Below are 20,823 nucleotides of genomic sequence, written 5' to 3' on the forward strand. Positions count from 1 at the left end.
AAGGAATTTAAAATGAATAAATATTTGCTATGGGGCTGTATTGGTTTAGGCAGCGTGAGCAACGCTTATGCAGAGCTTCCTCAAGAATTTGGCAAGTTAGAATTAAAACTTAACACCCGCTACTGGAACGATGAAGGCACTGCCCACCCCACGCTTGCCAACCCTTCGCCTTCGTCGAGTGAATATGAACAAAGTGCCTTAGGGCTTGAGTTAAATTATCAGTCACCTTACATCTGGGACTGGCTGGGGGTAGATGGCTCACTCTATGCAGTCACCAAGTTATTTGACTCTGGTAAGCCGAGCGCTCAGCTTTTAGAGGTTGAAAATAACGGCAAGCTCGATCAAAACTTTGCGACCTTAGGGCAGCTCTACATCAAAGCAAAACTCGGCGACAAAGGCGAAATTAAATTAGGCCGCCAGTTGCACGACTCGCTGTTGCTTAAAAGCACCAACAACCGCGCAGTGCCCGACACTTTTTCGGGTGCGAGTGGGCAGTTTCAACTGAATGATCAGCTACAGACTTACATGGCTTACTATGACCGCTGGAAACCGCGCAGCATGGACTCATTTGAAAAACTGGTGACTGAAAATGACGAGCGCATTGATTATGTCGGTTTGCTTGGTGCCAAGTATCAATACAAAAACTGGAGCGTGAATGCCGAATATTTAAATAGCAAAGATTATTTAAAAAAGTACGGGGCGATTGCTCAATATAAATTGCCCTTTCATGGCTTGGTGTGGACATTTAACACAGGTGCTTTTTTCTCACGTGACGATGGCAAGCTGTTTAAATGCGGTGCCGAAACCGAGCTGGACTGTGTCAAAGGCCAAGACATTAACAACCGTGGCAATGGTTATTTTGTCGATATAAATGTGGCCAAGAATAACCTCGAAGGCGGCATTGCCATTTCAAAGTTTGATGGTTTTTGGATTGAAGATAACTTTGCCGTGCACTCCGACCGCAACTCAGTTTTGACGCAAGACCACGGCACTAACCCGTTTCCGACCTCTGCGACCATTGGCCCTGACTTTACCAATAATGATGAAACCGCCATTGCCCTTCGGCTGAAATATAACTGGAAAGACTATGTGAAAGGCTTAAAAACCGAAGCGAAGTATATTTATGGCTTTGGCGCTCACCAAAGTAACATCAGCAGTGATATTGAGGGTAAAGAGCGTTACTTTGACTTTACCGTGAGTTATGCCCTGCCGTGGGTAAAAAACTTAGATGTGCGTTATTCATTTTTACATTATGAGTCAAAGTTTGAAAATGCAAACCTAGGTGAAAAGATAAATGGTTTAACTCGGAAAGATTGGGACCAGCACCGTGTATTTATTAATTACCGTTATACATTTTAAGCACAGGCTAAACGTTTAGTTTAGCTTTATTATTTTTATTAATTTATGGCTTTAAATAGATTAACTTTTGAGTTTAATTAAAATATAAATTTATATTTAAAATTTTTATAATATTTTATTTAAATTGAATTGACCTGTTAAAAACTTATGATTATTATGGTCCCGCTGGCCTACATTGCCAGTCGGTTTTAGCAGACCGTAGATCCATGGCGGGTTATAGTTCCACTATAAGTCGTTAGACCCTTGCGTCCCTTTTCTTTGCGGTAGGACGGGAGGGGGACGCGCTCGCGCGTGCTGGTTCCTTGGATCCCAGTCTGCTAACCCCCTTTCGTTCTACCACCATAATCAATTGACGGTGATTTTTGGTGGTAGAGCTCCATAAATTTTCAGGAGTTAACCATGACCTTTTTTAGATTAATCCCCTCTCCCTTATAAACTTTTTATTTATTTAAAATTTAGGTTTTCTATTATCTAATTTTTAAATCTATAAATTATTTTTATTTTAAAATTTAAGTCATTTTATTTTATTGCTTTTATAGGCGGGTTAACTATTGCCTTTAAAAATGATTTTAAACTTTAAATATAGCGGTTTATTTTTTCTCATTGATATATCCCCAATCATTACGAGAATAATATGAAATTTTATAAAACTATTTTAGTTTTAGGTTTGATGATCGGCGATTACAGCGTTTCGGGTTGTGGCCTCCGCACTCAGCAGGAGTTTGAAAAAATTTGCCTGTCTGGTGGGCACAGCCAAGCCAGTTGCGACTGTATATACCAACGGCTTGAACAAGTGTATTCGCCTAAGCTCATGCAACGTCTAGAACATGTCAGTTTGCAAAGTCCTGCTCTCCCACAGGACTTTGCCCCTACTTTTTTTAGCGTGATGCGGCGGTGCGATAAAGAAGACATGGGCTAAGCGTTTGGCTTAGCTCCCTTATCTCTGTGCCGCAATGGTGGATGACTTTAAAATCAGCGCAAAAAATTAAAGTTCTGTTGTGGCACGGGGGCCTTGGGGGAATTTCTAAATTTTTGTTATGGTACGAAAGAGATTTTATGTTCAAATAATCAATGAATAAAATAGCTATTAGAGAAGTAAAAATTCAGAAGCTAAATAACTCTATAATATATAAATTTTATAATATTTTTCAAATTCTTTCCTCTTTTATATTAATTAGAAAAATTTTATTTGCTAACTTATGATAGTTCTTTTACATAAAACTAAGCCTTTGATAAAAATCTTTTTTTTCTAAAAGACTTGAATCATTAGGCCGTAATCTAAGCGCCAGTTTAAGATATCCAATAACAGAGCTATAATCTCTCAATTGTTCACAGACTTGAATAAGCTGCTTAACGATTTTAATTTGACGAGGTTCCCTCTCATTTAAACACTCTAATAAATCTCGTGCTTCAGAGTAGCGAGCATCTAAACCGAGGGCCACTGCTTTCAATTTCATATATTCCGGAGAGTCTACCGTATACTTAATCTTTATGTGATCAATCCATTTATTAGCAAACAGTATATCCCTTTGCAATAATGAAACTTTGGCAATGAGTTCTAATAACTCCAAATCATCATTGAGCGTATTATTTAAAATAATATCTTGATTTGCTCTTACTGCTTCTGATAATTCTAAGAATCTTTGATCCTTATATAAGGCAATTAAATAGTGATGAAAAGCCAATATATCTTGATCTGAATCAAATACTTGTTTCGATAAATATGCAGCTTTTAAATATTTTCGTTCAGACAACAAATTTACAATTTTAGTAGACCAATCAGCAATTGGATCATATTGTCTTATCAATGTCTGAGCACTGTTTAATGTTTGAAACTTAACTGCCTTCTCAAAAGCATTCTTTAAATCTACCATATTCTGAAATCTTTCTTCTGGATTTTTTTGAAGGCATTTCAATACAAATAGATCTAACTTTTCATTTATAGAAATATTTAACTCTGATGGTTTAGGAAAATTTGTATGTCTATAAACTGCTGCTGGAGTGTTATGAGGTAGTTGTCCTGTTAAAAGCTGATATAGCAAAACACCTAAACTATATATATCACCTAAAAGTAAATCTTGAGCACTACCTTTACGACTAACTACATAAGAAAATTCTGGCGCCGAGTATAATACTGTGCCACCATTTTCTCGAGTACGTACATAAATTTCCTCTGGTAGTGCAGAACTACCAAAATCAGTTAACTTAACTAAATCATTATCTCCAATGAGAATATTATGCGGCTTGATATCTCCATGAGATATGGGAATCTCAAGTTCTGCTAAATAATGAACTGCATTTAAAATTTGGCGATAAATTTTAAAAACACGTTCATAGCTTTGACCGAACTTGCTACCAATTACATCCATTTTTTGAGCTAAAGTTTGACTTGGAAAATATTCCATTTCAATATAGAACCACTCTTTCTCAATACGCCCCATATCATAAATTTTAATAATATTGGGATGAGGATCTAATCCTAATAATTCTTTGCCTTCCACTAACTCTCTATCTTCTTTAGTAATGTCTTTCGGAATTTTAACAGCAACAATTTCACCATCTAAAAGGCGCTCAGCACGCCATACCCAACCATGACTTCCATCGCCTAAGCATTCTAGAAGCAAGTATTTATTACCTAGCTGCTTTTGATTTCCGGGTAAAAAATGTGCTGAACGAATATTCACTTTAACAACTCACTTTTAATATCGTGCAAGCTAATACTAGTACCATTATCAACAAAATAAAATCGATTTAATATCACCGTAATAGTTGATGGCAATTGAATTCGCAGACCTTTAGAGCTTAGAAATCCACGATAAAAAATATTTTTTAGAGCCACAAGGTCTGGAGAAGGGACTATACCTTTGCTCCAAATACTCAAAATGAGTACATCCGAACTAAATTCCCAACGGCTACAAGCTTCCATCAAATTTTTAAGCTTACATTCAATTTTATGCTGATCTTGAAGTCCTTGATAACGTTCAAACTCTATTAAACAACTCGGATGGTCCTGATGGCTCTTGAACCATCCCGAATCAGAGCGTATATCTGCAGCATGTGTATTTGGTGCAGGACATTCAATAATAGCCATATAACCTTTTTCATGCCCAAAAGTGTTCCAAATACTGCAACCAATACTATGAACAAATACATCTCGATCACCCAACAGACCATTTGTCATGATCGGAAAGTATCGTTGTACCCATTCAATGGAAGGTACACTAGTATTAACCATTAAAACTGCCCCAGACACGTAATACCTCTGGAGATTCACCACCATGAGTTAAGGCTTTACTACCCACTTTCACTAATAATGGCGCAGGGATTGAACGACCACAGACTAACGCCTCACCTGTAGATAAACTTGGTAATTCATCTAAATCAGCCTTACTCACCATATCAGATGCTTTGGCAATAAAACGTTGGTCATCTGGGTTTTTTAATCTCATTGTGATTAATGTATTACATTGAGACGTAACATCAGAATCAAGTTTAGATGGTCGCTGACTAACGATTCCAAATCCAACACCAAACTTACGCCCTTCACCTGCAATCTTTTTGATGACTCTATGACTTACAGCGTTTCCGCCTGCTGGTGCAAAGCTATGCCCTTCTTCATAGATAATAAAACACGGTCTAAGTGGATCAGTTTTGCTTGATGCGGCTTTCAAGATTTCACTAGACAGCAAAGCACATACGACTTGTTTTGCTGTGTCGCTTAAACCTTGTAAATCCACTACAACGAGGCGACCTTGCTGATTTGTCGGACGCCCAACCATTTTATAAATATCTGTTGGTTCTTTCATTGTTGCAGAATAAAAACTCTGTGCTTCGTTAAGCACTCGAGATAACTTCATAGAAGCAACAGCGGCACTTCGGCCGGATAGGGCTTTTGCTTCAGCTTCTGATAAATCATCCCATTCTTTTAATTCTTCGATACCATCACCTAAGAAATATCTTAAACGATTAATATCTCTTGGTTCTGTCTTATCTGCAGCTCTCCAATAACGAATTGCTACATCGAGCACACGTTGTTGTGGTTCCGTCAAACCAGGTAAAATTTCTGCAATATCATCCATTTCAAAATGGTCAAACTGCAAAGCAAGTGGAATATTTTTACTCGCGTATTTGTACTTAAATGATTCTTGCTGAGGTGAATAAATCTGAATCCCTGCTCCAGCTTTTTGTAACTTTTTAAAAGTTTCTTTAATTTTAGGTAGGATTTCTTGATCTCGTACATCTTCAATATCTTCAAGATGATCAGAGAACTGCAACTCACCTTTAGATAAAGCTTTTCCATACTCACCATGTGGATCAAATACAACGACTGTTCCATTATTTAAGGTAACCAATCTTTCAATGATTCGACCAACAGTATAAGACTTACCTGAACCCGTCATCGCTAAAATGGCCATGTGCTCAGTCACTAATTTATTCACATCAATAAATACAGGTACAGTGTTTTGGCCTTTGTCATAGCCAACTAAATTACCCAAATGTAGACTTGTATGCTCATTGAACTCATAAAAATCACTTAAAAACTGAAAATCGACAGTCTCAACAGATGTACCAGGATTTAAAGGACGACGAGGGATTTTAATTTGACGGGTCTGTGGATCTCGATAACCAACCAACTCTACATGCGCATAAATATTTTCACCAGTTACGCTAGCACCTGGTAATAACTCTAATTCAGTGACACCATCACCAAAACCAGAGTTATATAACATATTAGATCGGTTAATTTTAACTACACGGCCAAGAACAGCCACCTCTCTTTCATCTTGACGCTCTTGGTGCATAATACGCACAAACTCTCCACGGCGCACAGAAAAAGAATCTTGAATGACCATTGTTAATTGGCTTGTATCACCTGTATTTCCAACTAATTTCCCTAGTACTTTGTAACCCATTTTATTCTTCCCCTTCCAAACCATCTAGCCAACCTAATTCGACTTCATTTTGCTTTACTGCGTTATGTAAACCTTTACGATAAAACTCCCCGAATTGAGGCAATATATTTAATTGTTGATATCCTAGTAATTGTGGCAATGGCATAGCTTTCCCTTTATTTTGCATATCCAGTGTCATTAATCTTGATGCCACGATATCAAGTGATTTGCTGGTCCAAGCTGGTTCATCTCCAACGAGTTGCACGAACTTAATTTGTCCCTGTCTAGAGCTTCTAAAATGAAAGCCGATTAAACCTTGTTGTACTTCTTGAACAGGTTCAATTCGTTTTTCTGATTGATGTGATCTAAAAGCTATGGTTCTTGTAAAATTTCCAAGTATTCCATTAATAAATCTTAAATCCCCAATCCCTATAAGCTGTTCTTCAATTTCATCTAACTGCTTAATCATGTGAGCATCAAATCCATCATTTTCAAGGATCTGACTCCTACCTTCAGCAGTTCTTAAATCCTGCTTAGCAATACTCACAATTGCTGAAAATCGCTCAGCTAAAATACTTGCTACGACTGGTCCATTGGGATGCCAAGGAAAAATTGATTGGCGATACGTATCCCAGAAATTTTCAATTAATTTTTTAGTTTTTTCATATTCCTGTTTATGTTTCTTATGTCTGTCAAGTGGAGCCATATCTCTTGCTAGAAAGAAAGGCGTATCAATTAAGATAAGATTATAGCTATGAGCAGAATTGAAAATCTTTTCCAGCAATGAATAAGTTTGTCGAATCTGTATTAACTCTAAACGTTTGGCTTGAGCTTCAAAATCAATATCATCTAATTCAGAAATACTGTCTGTTGCTCCAGAACTTAATTTATTTTGTTCAATCAATAGATCTATACGGACAGCCGCGCTGACATAAATGAAGCCACCCAACGCTTTTGTGACACACGATCTTGTAGAAATACCTGCCACACTCATATCGACCATACTTAATTTTGGTACAGGTTTAACCAATCCTACATCGCGAAATATTGGAGCAATTCGCTCAATATCTCGAATATTTTTTAATATTCGGCCAGCACTGCCTGGTAATCTTAATTGACTGTCAATCGCAAGAGATTGAGCAAGATTTATTGTTTTCAAAGTATTTTAGTCCTTTAATTGCTGAGCTAAAGGTTCGACATAATTCCAAAGATAGGAGGCTTTTAAGGCTGAAATGCCTTTGAGTGTAAGATTTTTATTTAAAATATAATTCTCTTTTTCAAGTATTTCGTATCGATTGATAAGATCTAGCTGATTCAAGTCAAAAATCCCCAATGTCTCAACTTTTTTTCCAATTTCACTAGGTGAATACTCGGGTAAAAGATAAACCAGTAACAAAACTGTATAATCTAGTTTGTTAAGCGTATAACTCTCAACAACCTCAGGGGTATGAGTTTCAATTGATTTTGTACCACAATGAACAATAAACCAATTCAACCACGCTTTCACATGATTTGCTTCATCAAGAAGGCTAACTGACCATATGGGTAAGGTTGTAATCGCAAATATGCCACTATTTGAGTGTTTTCGAATATAACGCGTGTGAACTAAGTCACCTATATGATGTTTAACTTGTTCATAACTACCGCTATATCCACTTAATGACTGCAATATTTCTGACTGTAGGATTTGAAAGTCAAACACTCTATTTTCACAGAGACTATGTTCTAGATATTCAAGTTTCCAATCTAGGCCGAAAGTTGTTTGCTTAGAGAGTTTCATTAGCTGTTCATCAGGCTCGAGTATCAAGAGTACACATCCTGCCTGTTGAGACCAGTCTACATAACTCTCAATATTGTCTGCGTTCAACTCTTTAGCACTGATTAACAATAATCCAGATATAGGTAAAGTCTGACCTGTAATTTCAGGCTTAATCAATCGTTTTAAAATACGACCTTTACTCACACCTGATAAATATTCAGAGAGAAAAATCAAAGTCTTCTCCACTTACTAATTTACAAAAGATAATTTCATTTTTAAAATCCCAGCCTCAACTAATTTTTGTTGTTGCTCTGGACTCAATGGAATCTGCTCTTGATTGTTTGCAATGGCATAATGTGCTTTTTTCCAAGTTACCAAATCAAGTTCTAATGAGCTTAGAACGCTCTCTGCTTGTAAAGTCCACTGATTCATTTTTTCATCACATGCTTGCTCTAAATCCTTGAGGCTAAGTGTGCTTAGCTCATTTACATCAATAAAGCTCTGATGATTTACCTGATCTACAAGCAATGGCTTCAAGCATGGAAATTCCTGTTGCAACAAATTAATTTTTTCATTTTTATAAGCTGTACAGTGATTTTCTATAACTAATAATTTACCTGCAACTGAAGAATTTAATTGCTGGCGAATACCATCATAAAGATGCTCAGTTAAGCCATCTAAAGAAGAAAAATCCCCTTTTTGCATTTGTTCTCTATATTTTTTACGGTATTCATCTGCTTTCTCTTCTATATCCGTCAGGCTTTCCTCTAAAATTGAAATTCTGTCTTCGATTATTTCGAGAGCTTCAATATCTGAAGAGAATTGGGCTAATACTTCAGCACCAGACAACTTAAATAGCAATTCTTGAACTATTAAACGATGCTTTTTTAAGTTTGAAGTAATACTTTCATGTCTATCCAAACATTTTTTATAGTTAGGAACAATATAACCACTCGATATATTATTGATATCTTTCATATTATATGTATAAATATCTAACCCGACTTCATTTGCTAGCTCTAATAGCTTCTCGTCCGCTTTAACAAAATTCATTGTCCGAAGTGCATGAATAAATGTATTACTACTCGCTTGAATTTGTTTCTTTGCCGTCTCACTAGCATTATCATTATTTAAAACAGCATCAACAATATTACCGATGGTATTTAGACACATTTTGAAAATTAATACTGAAAATTCATGATGCGTTTTGGCATCTTTTTCCATAATGTCAATTAGCACACTACTACGCTCTTTGATTTTACGACAAGCCATTTGCACTTTTTCTGCATAAAGAGTTGCCTGCTGTACTCTTTCATAAAGAGACAATTGCTGATCAGCAATATCTAAGGTATTAACATCTCTTAATGCAGTCTTTTGCAGATGCAGTGGCTTTACCTTTTCAACCAAAGCGATGATTTCATTTCTTTGCTTTAAAAGCGGTTTAATTTTCAGTACATCTTCTTTAAAAACGATGCTATCTAATGACTCAGTTGTCGCTTTAAGTTGTTCAAATAAATTTTGTGCGTGGATTAAGCTATCTTTTGCCTCTACAGTTTGAACCCCTAAGGTTGTACTGTTGAGCGGTGCAAAATGATGTTGAATTTGATCATAGCCATAGGTGGTTGCCAGTATCTCAATTTGTTTTGCATAGCTATCATCCGATTTGCCCTCAAACCATAATTGAGCTTCTTCAATCATGTTTGAAAGCTTGGCTATAGGATATGTTTTCCAAACAGCTTTATGCGCAGTCGGGTCCAGAATTTCAATTAAATGTAATTTATGACACCACCACATCCAGTCATCAAAAACATTTTTACTGGTATTTTTTGAAAATGAGACATAGCCAAAATACCAATCTTGCTCTGCTTTTTCTAAACTCCATGTGTTCTCTGTTTTGTCTAAACCCACAATTTTGGCAAGAAATATAGGGATATTTGCTACACTCAATTGCGGTGTATCTAAATTCAAAAACAAGTCAGCATGTTCATGTTTTTGATAACCTTTAGCCTCATAGATTGATGGTACTTTGAGTTTATTCAAAATACTTTCAATCTCTTTGACATCTATATCTTTGAAGGAAGTAGAAAGAATACTGGTCCGTTCTTTCTGCTCTATTGCCAATTGATACCATGCTTTGAATAGGATGTTACGCTCTTCCTCTGACAACTTCCCATCTATACGCAAGGGCCAAGCAATTTGGCCTTTATCATTCAGATGCTGTCGCCAATTGACAATAGACTGCTGGACATTATCTGCAATACCCTTTAATTTGCTTTTAAATTTTTTAATAAAGCTATCTAAGGTCAGATCAACCTTGTATTTTTTACAAATACTTAAATCTAAACCTATACGTTCTAACTGATCCACTTCGGTTGGGTTTACATAATGCAGCAAAATTGCATCTCGCAACGCATCATCAGCGTCTAAACGAATATACTGCTCATACAGATTCACAGATGCCGTTAAAGCTAAAACTGGAGTACGCCCTGAATCTCTACGATAATCTGCTGAAAATGTATGAAGTGCATCGAGCTCTTGGCGATTACTCACCCAAGCGAATAAGGCTTTCCCTTTAGGATTTAACTTAAATGAATCTAAAGTGACTAAACCATTGCTTGGTTCTGTCAAAATGACCAAATCCTTCGCTGGACTATTTACTGAAATTGCATAAATAGATTGATTATAAGACCAATTATTATCCAACAAACGAATAAGACCTGTCACACGTGTAGCGAGTTTCAGTAAAGGTTGCTGGCTACTTTTCTGTTGTAATTCATCTAAGGCTTTTTCTAGCCCATCGCTCATATTCGGCTCTTTAAATATTAACGAGTTTTGCTGAGCACTTTTATAGCGAATATCTAAATTCATCAGCATCGATATGCTTGGGCCAATATGCGTTGCTTCCTCTTCTAAAAGCTCCAAAGATTGACCAACTATACTTTGCCATAAAGCATCTGCTGCAAATTCAACGGCAGGATGGTCATAAAGTAGATTTAATAGATATTTAAATTCGATTTTAGATAAAGGAATCAGGAAGGCTTGTCTGCCTTTATTACTCTGTTCTCTGATAGAAAAGGTTTTCAAGTTATCAAGCAACGTGTCTAAACTCAAAACTTGCTCAACAGCAGGATATAACCATTCATCGTTACGCTCACGAACAAACTTGGCCTGTTCTAATGCTTTACGACACTCTAAACGATCTAAATAAATCAACTTATATCGTGTTGCCACAGGTTCTTGATGTTCATTCTTTAATGCAAAAATAGCCGCTGCATTATTTATATGAGCTAAAGGAAGCGGCAATTGACCATATAACAATGTTTGGCAGTGTTTGAGAATCTCTTGATCACGTGTTTGTATACCTTCAACCGCCCCTTTATCGAGTACATGTTTTTCGACACGTCCCGAACCTGCTAAAACTGCATTAAATAACTCACCGATATCTTCAACGTCTTTATTGGCTTGTCTGTATTGTTCTAATACCGCATCAATATTTGCCATGATGACGTTAAACCAACCGAAGTTCGCAGCACTCATCGCATAAGCTGCTTCAACTAAACCGACTGGATAGTCATAGGTGAGTTTCTTTTGTTGTTTAAGCTTCTCGACATAGTCCGACACATCAGCAAATGCGTTGTGTTCAAGCTCGACTAATTCAAAGCGTCGAGCAACAGATTGAATTTCTCTAAGTTGCTGACCTAAAAGCGGTGAACACAAAGCGACATAACGTAACCATGGTAGTTTACGGCGTGGATCTTCTTCTTTAATTGCCTTACCAATCAAACGAATCGCTTGTCCATCTAATCGCTGATTATTGTCATCTTCTAAGCCAAATGAAGCGGCTTCCGCAACAGTTTCTAGCTCATCCAACACAATCAGAATATATTGAATACCAAAGGTTTTAATATATTCATAAGCTTGTTGCACCAAACCAACTACTAATTTTGTATCTTCATATAGTATTTCTTCAGAATGCTGTTTCTCTAACTCTAAGATGTCAGCCAACTTTTGTGATGAAAATCCGATGGGTTTTAAACGCTGAAAAGCTTGTTTTGCAATTGTACTTTGAATGGAATGATCGAACTCTTGTGTTGCAAGCGGTAGTAAGGCTTTATATAAGCCATACGCGAACCAGTTATCTGAGTTTTGATAATCAGATGCAACCTGTGAATAGCGAATATATAAAGCCAAATATTCATCACGTTTTGCTTGATCAAAAAGTGTTTGATTCTGTAATTGACCTTTTTCATCACGTACAAACCATCCTTTTGATGATTCATTGATTTGAGCAATAAGTTCATGCCCTAGACGGGATTTACCACGTCCCCATTCTGCTTCAACAGCAAATACATGAGCAAACTGGTCTTGTGTATGATCAACCGTCTGAATAAAAGTTTTAAAGCGTTTAAAGAACCGACTTTGACCAACCAATGGATCACACGGTGGATAATCTGACACACCTGTTGCAGCCCAACGGTGTTGTTGAGCTAAATTTGTGATCATGTCGTTGTCAATTTCTAAACGCATGTTTTTTCCCTCAGAACAATTCTTTGAATATCTTTAAATACGATTTAATTTTTTGAAAGTAGATAGTTTTGGCGTCGCTCTACTACACTGTCTTTGATGACTTGTTGTATGTATTTACTTTTACGCCCAAAAATTGGCGATAGAGGTAAGCTATAACACGCATCACTCAATGCAGGGTGAATACTGAATTGCCCCAACTCACCCATTCCCCCATCTCGATATTGCCATAGCTTGAGTTCTAATGCTTGTTTAATCAATGCTGCTAAAGTTTGGTTTAAATCATTCAGTGTTGATGTATGCGGATAACATATTACTCCCAATGCGCTCAAAACTTTTAAGATCAAATCAGCGAGCGTGCCAATCTCAACCTCATCACCTTCTACACCGATGGCAATAACTTTGACCTCATGTGCTGCGTAATGACTTTGTCCCTGAGCTAAGCTTAAGTTAAACCCTGCACCGTGTTCTGCAGCCCAAACATCTTGGGTATATACCATTAGCGCCAAAAGCATCAGCCAAGGATTAGCATTTAACACATCTAAATACACTGTACTTTGCGGTGATTTGATTTGTAATGCCCATCGCTCTCGTGCATAGCCTTGGTCTTTAGCCAATACTATGAGTCTGCCTGCTGACCAATTTTTTTCAAAGTCTCTGTGTGTTAGATCAATTTCATCAAGGGTCTGAATATCTGCCTGTGTCGCTTGTAAGTCGTATGCTACTTTTAGAATTCTAAATAAAATTGGGTATGCTGAATTTTCATGTAATTCACAGCCAAGTAATTCACGTTCAAGGCTAGCCAACGGCGTTGCTTCAAGCTGGGCAGGTGCTTCAACATGTTCCAGTAGCCAACCACTTGCTTCTCCCAAGGTTTGGATACGTTGTATAAGGACCATAGAGTCTTGTATGTGTTGTGCTTCTTTACAACGTGCAATTGCCAAACCAACCCAATACTTACGAATTTCAGGATCTAAAGCAAGTAAGCTTAAATGCCATTCCGCACTATTGTTTAGGGCAGCGTGACTTTGTATCAGTGCTTTTATTAGACCATAGCCTGTGACTTGTTCGCCATTCGAAATAGGTTGCAGTAATTGCAATAGCTCCGGCAGAAGCAAGTCTTTTTGACTTACTTCTATTGCCGTGTGTTGCCATAAATGCTTTTGCGCATTTATGGCTCTATTAGCTTTGGTTAAAAGTTCAGGAGTAGATGTCATACTTCACCTACTCAAGTGTTTTGGCTTGTTCTAGCAGATCGTAGAATTCATCTAAATCTGAGAATAAAGGTTTACTACCAGCCACAGCATAACCGTCTTCAGTCATTTGGCTTAAGATGGCACGATCTAAACTTGTAACGCCCTGTTCTAAAACATTATGTGCTTGGATTAGATGATCTTCAGTAATCATTCCCTCAACCAAACCCTCCACTATTTCTTTTGCAACATGCGTTAATTTTGTTGCATATTCCTCTAGCAAAACGGATTGAGTAGACAATTTAGCAATATGTTCCCAATCATCAACTAGTTCTGGTACAGGTACTGTTTCCAAATCATCTTCTGAAATCACAGGATATGTTGTCCATGTACAACGCTGAAGTAGAAGTAATTTACCTGCATCATGGCGTAAATACTCTTTTAACCAATAGCCAAAGCTTTTATTCTTAGGCTTTAATCTTGCTAAAAACACAGAGTAAAAAATATCTTGTGATGACTCTTCAACAACAGCTATCGCCCCTCTATTTGGTCGTCTGGTAGAAATAGCCACATCTCCTGCATCAAAAACTCTTTGAGCATTATTAGGCACATCAAAATAAGTGTAATGTGTGCCCTGACCAAATTTCCCAGTTGCGGTATCTAAATCTCCAATTTCCTTATAAATACAGTTTGTCTCAGGTCTTACTTTACTTCTAACTGTCGGAGACAATTCACCAATAGTGGCTAGAACCCCAAATTTATTTTTTAGATATTTTTCAACTTGTAGATATTGTTCAGCATAATACTCTGCATTCAATCTCGGGACTAAGTTATCTAATGATACTCTACCATAACGCTGTACAGGACTACTTAAATTAAGACCTTCAAACAAATTATCAAAGTAGCTTTTTATTTGTTTTCTTAAACTTTTCGCCCACTCGCGCAGTAACTCAGCTTGACGAACTTTATCACCAATATATTTTTGAGCGATTAAATTTACTTTGGGAAGTGTTAATACTCGTACGCTAGGAAAATCAATTGCCGGTCGAGTCGCACCATAAGCTTCACGCCAAATAACGTCTTGACCTATATCACTTTCCAAATATGCCACTAAAAAATAACTATCTATTAATTCTGGTTTGGGGTGGAATCTAACTGAATGCTGACTAATATTTCCTGGCAAATGTAATTCTGAGACGACAGCAGATTTACCAAATTTCGCACCAGTAATTGTTAATAGAATATCACCTGCTTTTAAGCGACTCCTTGCTAATTTTTCGTCATCATCTTCAGAAATATAAACTGCTTTTTGACTATCAAGAAACATCCCTTCAACTTCTGAAGTACGATAAAATTTCACTTTACCATTTTGTAGATAATTAGCCCCTAATGGAGTCGCTCCACTCGCTACTCCTCTAGACTTATCAATAACATCATTTAAGAAAATTACACCAACATTCTGCTTAATCTTATTAATTTGATTTTGAAAATTGGGCTGATAATGCCAAGCGTCAATACGCCGTTCCGATAGATTTTCTACTGTCTGCTTATAAATTACAGCCATGATTAAATACCTCGCTTATAAGCCGTGACAATAGTATCCAAATCATTTGGCACACCAGCGTTATAATCTTCAATATTATTTTTCACCAAATAACCTAAAGTATCCGCTACTGCCATAAAGACATCCGTCTGTGGCTCTGCTAAAAATTCTTCAGGTTTTTCTGGGCTTGCTGCGCGTTTTTGCAAATATAAAATCGAGGTTTTTGCACCCGTACCCGATAACTTAAAGGTATCACTTGGTAATGAGATCACCGCTTTTACAATGGCTTTACCACCGACAAACTCACCTGTTTGTTCATCTTTTTTACCCATTATGTACTCACGCACATAACGGTCGCCCGAATTACACAGCACACCATCTGGCAACACAATAAACAAACGACCACCCGGTTTTAACAACTGTAAACAACGGTCAATAAACAATACTGCAGGATCAATATTTGCACCCACAGGTTTCCAATAGCCTTTATTATCAGGCTTACTACCTAAGGCTAAACCACTAACTGTTGGGAATAATCCATATAGTATATTTTTGCCTTTTGTACCCACAGGACGTAAGTCAGTACGATAACCAGCCCATATAGGTTCACCATTTTCATCAAGTTCAAGTGGACCTACGTCCTGCCAGCTCATTTTAAGATAATCATAATAAGCGTTATAGCTTTCTACTGTTTTCTCTGCAGGGCGGAAACCGCCTAAAATTTGTTCCATATTGGCTTCGTATACTTTTTTGGAATCGCTGCCTTTTTTATCATTACCAAATTTCGGTGTTCCAAATGGTGGGTTAGTGCAAATCAAATCAAAAGAACATGGTTTTAATGCAGGTGCAGTTAAAGAATTATCCGTATAAAAAACTTTAGCCTTTGGTGCTCCTTGTAATGCCATATTGACACGTGCAAGCATTACCATACGTGGTGCAGCATCCGCACCTACTAAAGACTCATCACGTATTTTCTGTTTTAAATTCTTTTTTTCAGTTTCACTTAAACCCACTAATTGTGTATCAATCAAATGATCAAACTGACTTAAAGCAACTGAACCAAAACCAAAAGAACCGCAAGTTGGGTCACAGAAACGGAAATCACCATTTGAGAAACGTGCCATAAACTCATCATCACTAGATAAGTCGTGAATCGCCATTTCTATCATAGCTTGCTTTACAGGATTTGGGGTTAAGTAAACACCTAGACCACCTTTAGACTCAAAATTGGCACGTAGAAAAACGTCAAAAACACGTCCAAGTAAATCACCTGATACATCACCTAAAGTGCCGCGCTCTTTAACTATCTTGCCATCATTGGTGGTCAATTGACCAAGATTTTGAATAGCATCAAGTAAATCTTCGAAATTTTTCGGATTCGCGAGCCTTAAATGAACTTCGTCAGAGAAAATAGCATTTTTAGAACCATCATCGCTAATCACAATATAATCTGGGTGAGATTTAAAAGTATCAAAGGCATCTTTAATTTGCTCAACAGCTCTATTACCATGTTCTCGTATATATACCGTATTAAATACATCAGCAAAAAGATGTGTAGTACCATGACGATCTACGAAAGTAATATCTTTATGATAGATACGGAAACTTTCTAAAAACAGAAGTTTTGCCACTTCTTCAATAATGTCATTTTTATCATTGACCTTATCTTTCGTTACACGGTAAACATTTTCATGGAAAGCATCAAAACGCTGCATTAAACGCGTATAGATTTTCATTGACCAGCGAAAAGTTGGATCTCGCTCCAAACGATCAAAACTGCGCATTTCTTCAAGTGCTGGCAGTTTATCAATCATGTGCGTAGCTGCTGAGCCATCACTACCAAATAAACTTAAGATCGCTTGATTACTACTATCCTTAATCACAGCGAATACTGGCCACTCACCCGAGACATCTTGTAATAAAGTATAAGCAAACTCATCAAACTTCGCCGTATCCGCCACAGTTCCCCAATGACCATCTACTAAAGCAACAAGTAGAATTTTAGGCGTTACATTTCCTTCAACCATGCCTTGAATCAACATTGCTTGTGCAAACTCATGCGTTTCGACAAGTTCAGTCTGATACGTATATTCAGAATACTCTTTGAGTAATTGCTCAATGAATTGATTCAATTGTTCACGTTGTTCAGCTTGTTTGATATCTTTAGCCATATTTAAAACATCATTTTTCAATAAAAAGTTTAGCCCTTAAGCACAACAAAAGGGCCTTTAATTTCAAGTTCAGCCATAAGCTGAATGATCTTTTTAAGCTGTTGCTCGGTCATCCGAACATTGCTTGGTAATCTTTGTAAAATTTGTGTGAGTAGCATTCGTTCACTTGCAGCCTGTTGTAACAAAGTTAAAACATGCTTTTCTATACATATTTGATCTTTTAGTTCAGCATTATTTGCTTGCTGAACCAACTTTCTCCATAGCTCAACCTGTGTTTTACTTAATGCTAGACCTTGCCATAAATTAATATGTTCATCATAAAAATCATCTAAGGACTTATGCTGAAAATCAGCAGTTTTCAGTATTTTCTGAAGTTGTTGTTGAAGCTGGCCCATATATATTCAGTCGAATTATTTATACCCTTTATCACATGGTACAATAAGCAGTGTTCATGACATAAGTTACCAGATGAAAAGCAGATTTATTTTTAACCACTTAGTACATCTGCTCATCATATAAATACACTTAGTACACATTTAGACAAGTATCGTCTGAGTAGGTTTTTCATGAACAAGACCTAACTACTTAATTTGAATCTGATTAATACAGTATTTATTAAGATTCAAATTTATGTAATTACACAAATGTATATAACTTCACTTGAAAAAGCTCTTAAATGATATGCAATGATTAAAAAACTAAAAAGGCTTGAACCCTTAGGATTCAAGCCTTTAGCAGAAGATCTTTGAAAATCTTCAAATTTTGGTGGAGATGGCGGGAGTTGAACCCGCGTCCGCCAGCACTACGCTCGAGAATACTACATGCTTAGATATCGTCTATTATTTTAACACCAAGTGACCCGACGAACAGGGTACAAGGTGCGATCCTCTAAGTTTGGTATAAAGCCCCGAGGCTTGACTCTATACGGACTTGTGTGCGTGCGCTACGGTCGGGTTCCTAAACCACAAGTATTCTAGGAAGCGGACAAACTGCCCTTAGGCAGCTAGAGCGTAAGTTTCGTCGTTTGCGACTATTAAAATGCAAATTTGATTTACGAGAGAAAATGCGCTCTCGGCATGCATCTATGAGTTTCATCACCGGCGTCGAAGCCAATAACATCCCCATGAATGTCTGAACATCATAGCATAACTAAAATAAAATGCTGTGCAATTTATCAACAGTCTGCTACTGATGAACATATTTACATAATGGAGAGCCTTTTGTTTTTTTCAAGGGCCACATAAAAAAGCTGCCAAAAATGACAGCTTTTTTTTTAGTGTGGTCTATAAGGCACCATTACCTAACACAATACCTTCACGGCGTGGGTCTACCCCACCTGCGTATTTAGTTTGATTATTTATATTTACTTTCATAATCGTTGAAATACCGCTGGTTTGCGCAGTGTTAGAAATGCCATGACCTTTTGCTTTTAAACCTTCAATCAGGTCAACTAAAGAAAGCTGTACATTCGAACTATCCACATTGGTGTTTTTACTATTGGTCGCACCAAAGTTAACAAGCGAGGTAGCCTGCTGTGCATTTAAGTTCCAGTCCAATGCTCCCACCAAAGTTTTAACTACATATTGAATGATGGTACCGCCACCTGGTGAACCTGTTGCCATATAAAACTCATCTGGCGTGGTGCCTTTAAACACTAAAGTTGGCGCCATGGTACTACGTGGGCGTTTGCCCCCTTCTACACGGTTGGCAACCAGTGCCCCAGTGCTGTCATAAGGGTTCGCGCTAAAATCAGTTAACTGATTTGATAGCAAGAAACCATCCACCATGTGGAAAGAACCCATGCTCGATTCAACAGTCGAAGTCATTGAAACCACATTGCCATAGGCATCTACAATGGTGAACTGAGTTGTACCGTGTTCAACAGTAGTATCCACTCCTGCCGCTGTATTGAAATTACCTGCTGGTGCAACGCCCATACTCTGGTTCGGGTTAATCAGTGCTGCACGTTGTTTTAAGTAGTTTTTATCAATAAAACTTGGAATACCCTGTGCTGGTAAAGGCACAAAGTCAGTATCTGCCACATATTTGTCACGGTCAGCGTAAGCCAAACGCTCTGCCTCAGACACTAAGTGCACACCCATCACATCCGGCACACCACCTTCATTTTCAGGGTTTTTAGGTGGGTAAAGCGACATATCAAAGTTTTCTAAAATACCCAGCGTTTGTGCAACTGCTATCCCTCCCGAAGATGGAGGTGGCATGGTACATACATAGAAACTATCACGGTAAGTGGTACAAATTGGAGTACGCTTTTTCACTTCATAGTTTGATAAGTCCTGCAAGGTCATCAAACTTGGCGTAATTGGAGTTCTTGCTGGGTCATCCCCGACTGTTTGCCCTGCTTTTGCCACAATCGCTTGAGCAATTGGCCCAGTGTGTAATGCATTTGCCCCTTGTACAGCAAGTGCTTCAAGCGTTTTTGCATATTCTTTATTGGTCATGATTTCACCCACTTTGCGTGGTGAACCATCTGGATAGAAATAGGTTGCCATTGCATTTGCATCGAGCGCTAAGCTGTTTGCATTACTTGCAATGGCATCGGCCAAGCGACCCGGAATGCGGAAACCATTGTCAGCTAAACCAATGGCTTCATCAAACAACTGGTTCCACTTGAGTTTGCCGTGTTCTTTTTGCGCTTGCTCCAATAAACGCATCACACCTGGCACACCAATCGAGCGACCACTACGGCGCGCACTTGGTACAGGTGCTGGTGAATTTGGGTCATCCATATTCTGGCGAATTAAATAATATGGGTTAGCTGCGGCTGGTGCGGTTTCACGTCCATCATAAGCCGTGACTTTTTTGGTTTTGGCGTCGTAATACATCATAAAACCACTACCCGCAATCGTGCTCGATTGAGGTTCAACCAAACCGAGCACGGCTTGTACCGCAACGGCTGCATCGACTGCACTACCGCCTGCTCTTAACACATCACAGCCCGCTTTTACCGCAAGTGGCGTGTTTGCCACCACCATATATTTATCTGCGTATTTAACCGTGTTACCGAGTCTATAACCCGACGCACCCTCAGGCGCTGCGGGGTCACCATTTTGGTTTGAACCGACCACCACGCTTGAACCGTCTTGGGCCAGTTTGCTACAACTGATGGGGTCATTATCAACTATTAAATTGGGCGGGGTTGTATTTGAATCATCCTTGGGTTGATCTGAAGAATCATCTCCACATCCTTGTAATAAACCGACTGCTAATAAACTACTGAACAAAAATGAATATCTTTTATTCACGTGATAACTCCAATATATACGCTTGCCTATCCATGCAATTGCCATGCAAGCTTCTCTAGTTTTCAGGTATTAAGTTTTTTTAATCTTTGATAAAAATAAGATTTTATAATAGTAAA

General features: G+C 37.8%; 13 protein-coding genes and 1 other RNA gene. 2 read left to right on the plus strand and 12 right to left on the minus strand.

Translation table 11 applies throughout. The features are described 5' to 3' along the window. The first annotated feature begins 12 nt into the window (after positions 1-12). Positions 13-1,359, plus strand: a complete 1,347-nt coding sequence (locus AWW73_RS07685; RefSeq protein ID WP_062849298.1) for an OprD family outer membrane porin — start codon at positions 13-15, stop codon at positions 1,357-1,359. A gap of 634 nt (positions 1,360-1,993) precedes the next feature. Then, positions 1,994-2,278 (plus strand): hypothetical protein, encoded by a 285-nt coding sequence (locus AWW73_RS07690; protein WP_031947592.1) that lies wholly within the window; start codon positions 1,994-1,996, stop codon positions 2,276-2,278. A 292-nt stretch (positions 2,279-2,570) separates the two neighbouring features. On the opposite strand, the gene AWW73_RS07695 is transcribed toward AWW73_RS07690, so the two are convergent. The 12 genes from AWW73_RS07695 to ggt form a co-directional block, all read right to left on the minus strand. Then, a complete protein-coding gene (locus AWW73_RS07695; RefSeq protein WP_062849299.1) occupies positions 2,571-4,043 on the minus strand; it encodes a serine/threonine-protein kinase in 1,473 nt (490 codons plus the stop codon). Continuing rightward, on the minus strand, positions 4,040-4,594 hold the full coding sequence (locus AWW73_RS07700; RefSeq protein WP_062849300.1) for a hypothetical protein: 555 nt from the start codon (positions 4,592-4,594) through the stop codon (positions 4,040-4,042). The genes AWW73_RS07695 and AWW73_RS07700 overlap by 4 nt, the downstream gene beginning before the upstream one ends. Next, on the minus strand, positions 4,587-6,272 hold the full coding sequence (locus AWW73_RS07705) for an ATP-binding protein (RefSeq protein ID WP_062849301.1): 1,686 nt from the start codon (positions 6,270-6,272) through the stop codon (positions 4,587-4,589). The genes AWW73_RS07700 and AWW73_RS07705 overlap by 8 nt, the downstream gene beginning before the upstream one ends. Position 6,273: 1 nt before the next feature. Then, positions 6,274-7,410, minus strand: a complete 1,137-nt coding sequence (locus tag AWW73_RS07710) for a hypothetical protein (protein ID WP_062849302.1) — start codon at positions 7,408-7,410, stop codon at positions 6,274-6,276. 6 nt (positions 7,411-7,416) lie between these two features. Further along, the gene (locus AWW73_RS07715) at positions 7,417-8,244 is read right to left on the minus strand and encodes a hypothetical protein (protein ID WP_062849303.1); all 828 of its coding nucleotides are present in this window, start codon (positions 8,242-8,244) and stop codon (positions 7,417-7,419) included. Between the two features lie 15 nt (positions 8,245-8,259). Further along, a complete protein-coding gene (locus AWW73_RS07720; RefSeq protein WP_062849304.1) occupies positions 8,260-12,537 on the minus strand; it encodes a P-loop NTPase fold protein in 4,278 nt (1,425 codons plus the stop codon). Positions 12,538-12,581: 44 nt separating this feature from the next. Next, positions 12,582-13,751, minus strand: a complete 1,170-nt coding sequence (locus AWW73_RS07725; RefSeq protein ID WP_062849305.1) for a hypothetical protein — start codon at positions 13,749-13,751, stop codon at positions 12,582-12,584. Between the two features lie 7 nt (positions 13,752-13,758). After that, positions 13,759-15,291, minus strand: a complete 1,533-nt coding sequence (locus tag AWW73_RS07730) for a restriction endonuclease subunit S (RefSeq protein WP_062849306.1) — start codon at positions 15,289-15,291, stop codon at positions 13,759-13,761. A 2-nt stretch (positions 15,292-15,293) separates the two neighbouring features. Further along, positions 15,294-17,441, minus strand: a complete 2,148-nt coding sequence (locus tag AWW73_RS07735) for an HsdM family class I SAM-dependent methyltransferase (RefSeq protein ID WP_062849307.1) — start codon at positions 17,439-17,441, stop codon at positions 15,294-15,296. Positions 17,442-17,470: 29 nt separating this feature from the next. Next, on the minus strand, positions 17,471-17,836 hold the full coding sequence (locus AWW73_RS07740) for a hypothetical protein (RefSeq protein ID WP_062849308.1): 366 nt from the start codon (positions 17,834-17,836) through the stop codon (positions 17,471-17,473). Positions 17,837-18,204: 368 nt separating this feature from the next. Further along, positions 18,205-18,564, minus strand: a transfer-messenger RNA (tmRNA) gene (ssrA, locus tag AWW73_RS07745). Between the two features lie 160 nt (positions 18,565-18,724). Beyond that, positions 18,725-20,707 carry a gamma-glutamyltransferase gene (gene ggt, locus AWW73_RS07750; RefSeq protein ID WP_062849309.1) on the minus strand — a complete coding sequence of 661 codons (1,983 nt, stop codon included), beginning with the start codon at positions 20,705-20,707 and terminating at the stop codon, positions 18,725-18,727. Positions 20,708-20,823: the final 116 nt, after the last annotated feature.

It is taken from the genome of Acinetobacter lactucae (assembly GCF_001605885.1).
Lineage (GTDB): Bacteria > Pseudomonadota > Gammaproteobacteria > Pseudomonadales > Moraxellaceae > Acinetobacter > Acinetobacter lactucae.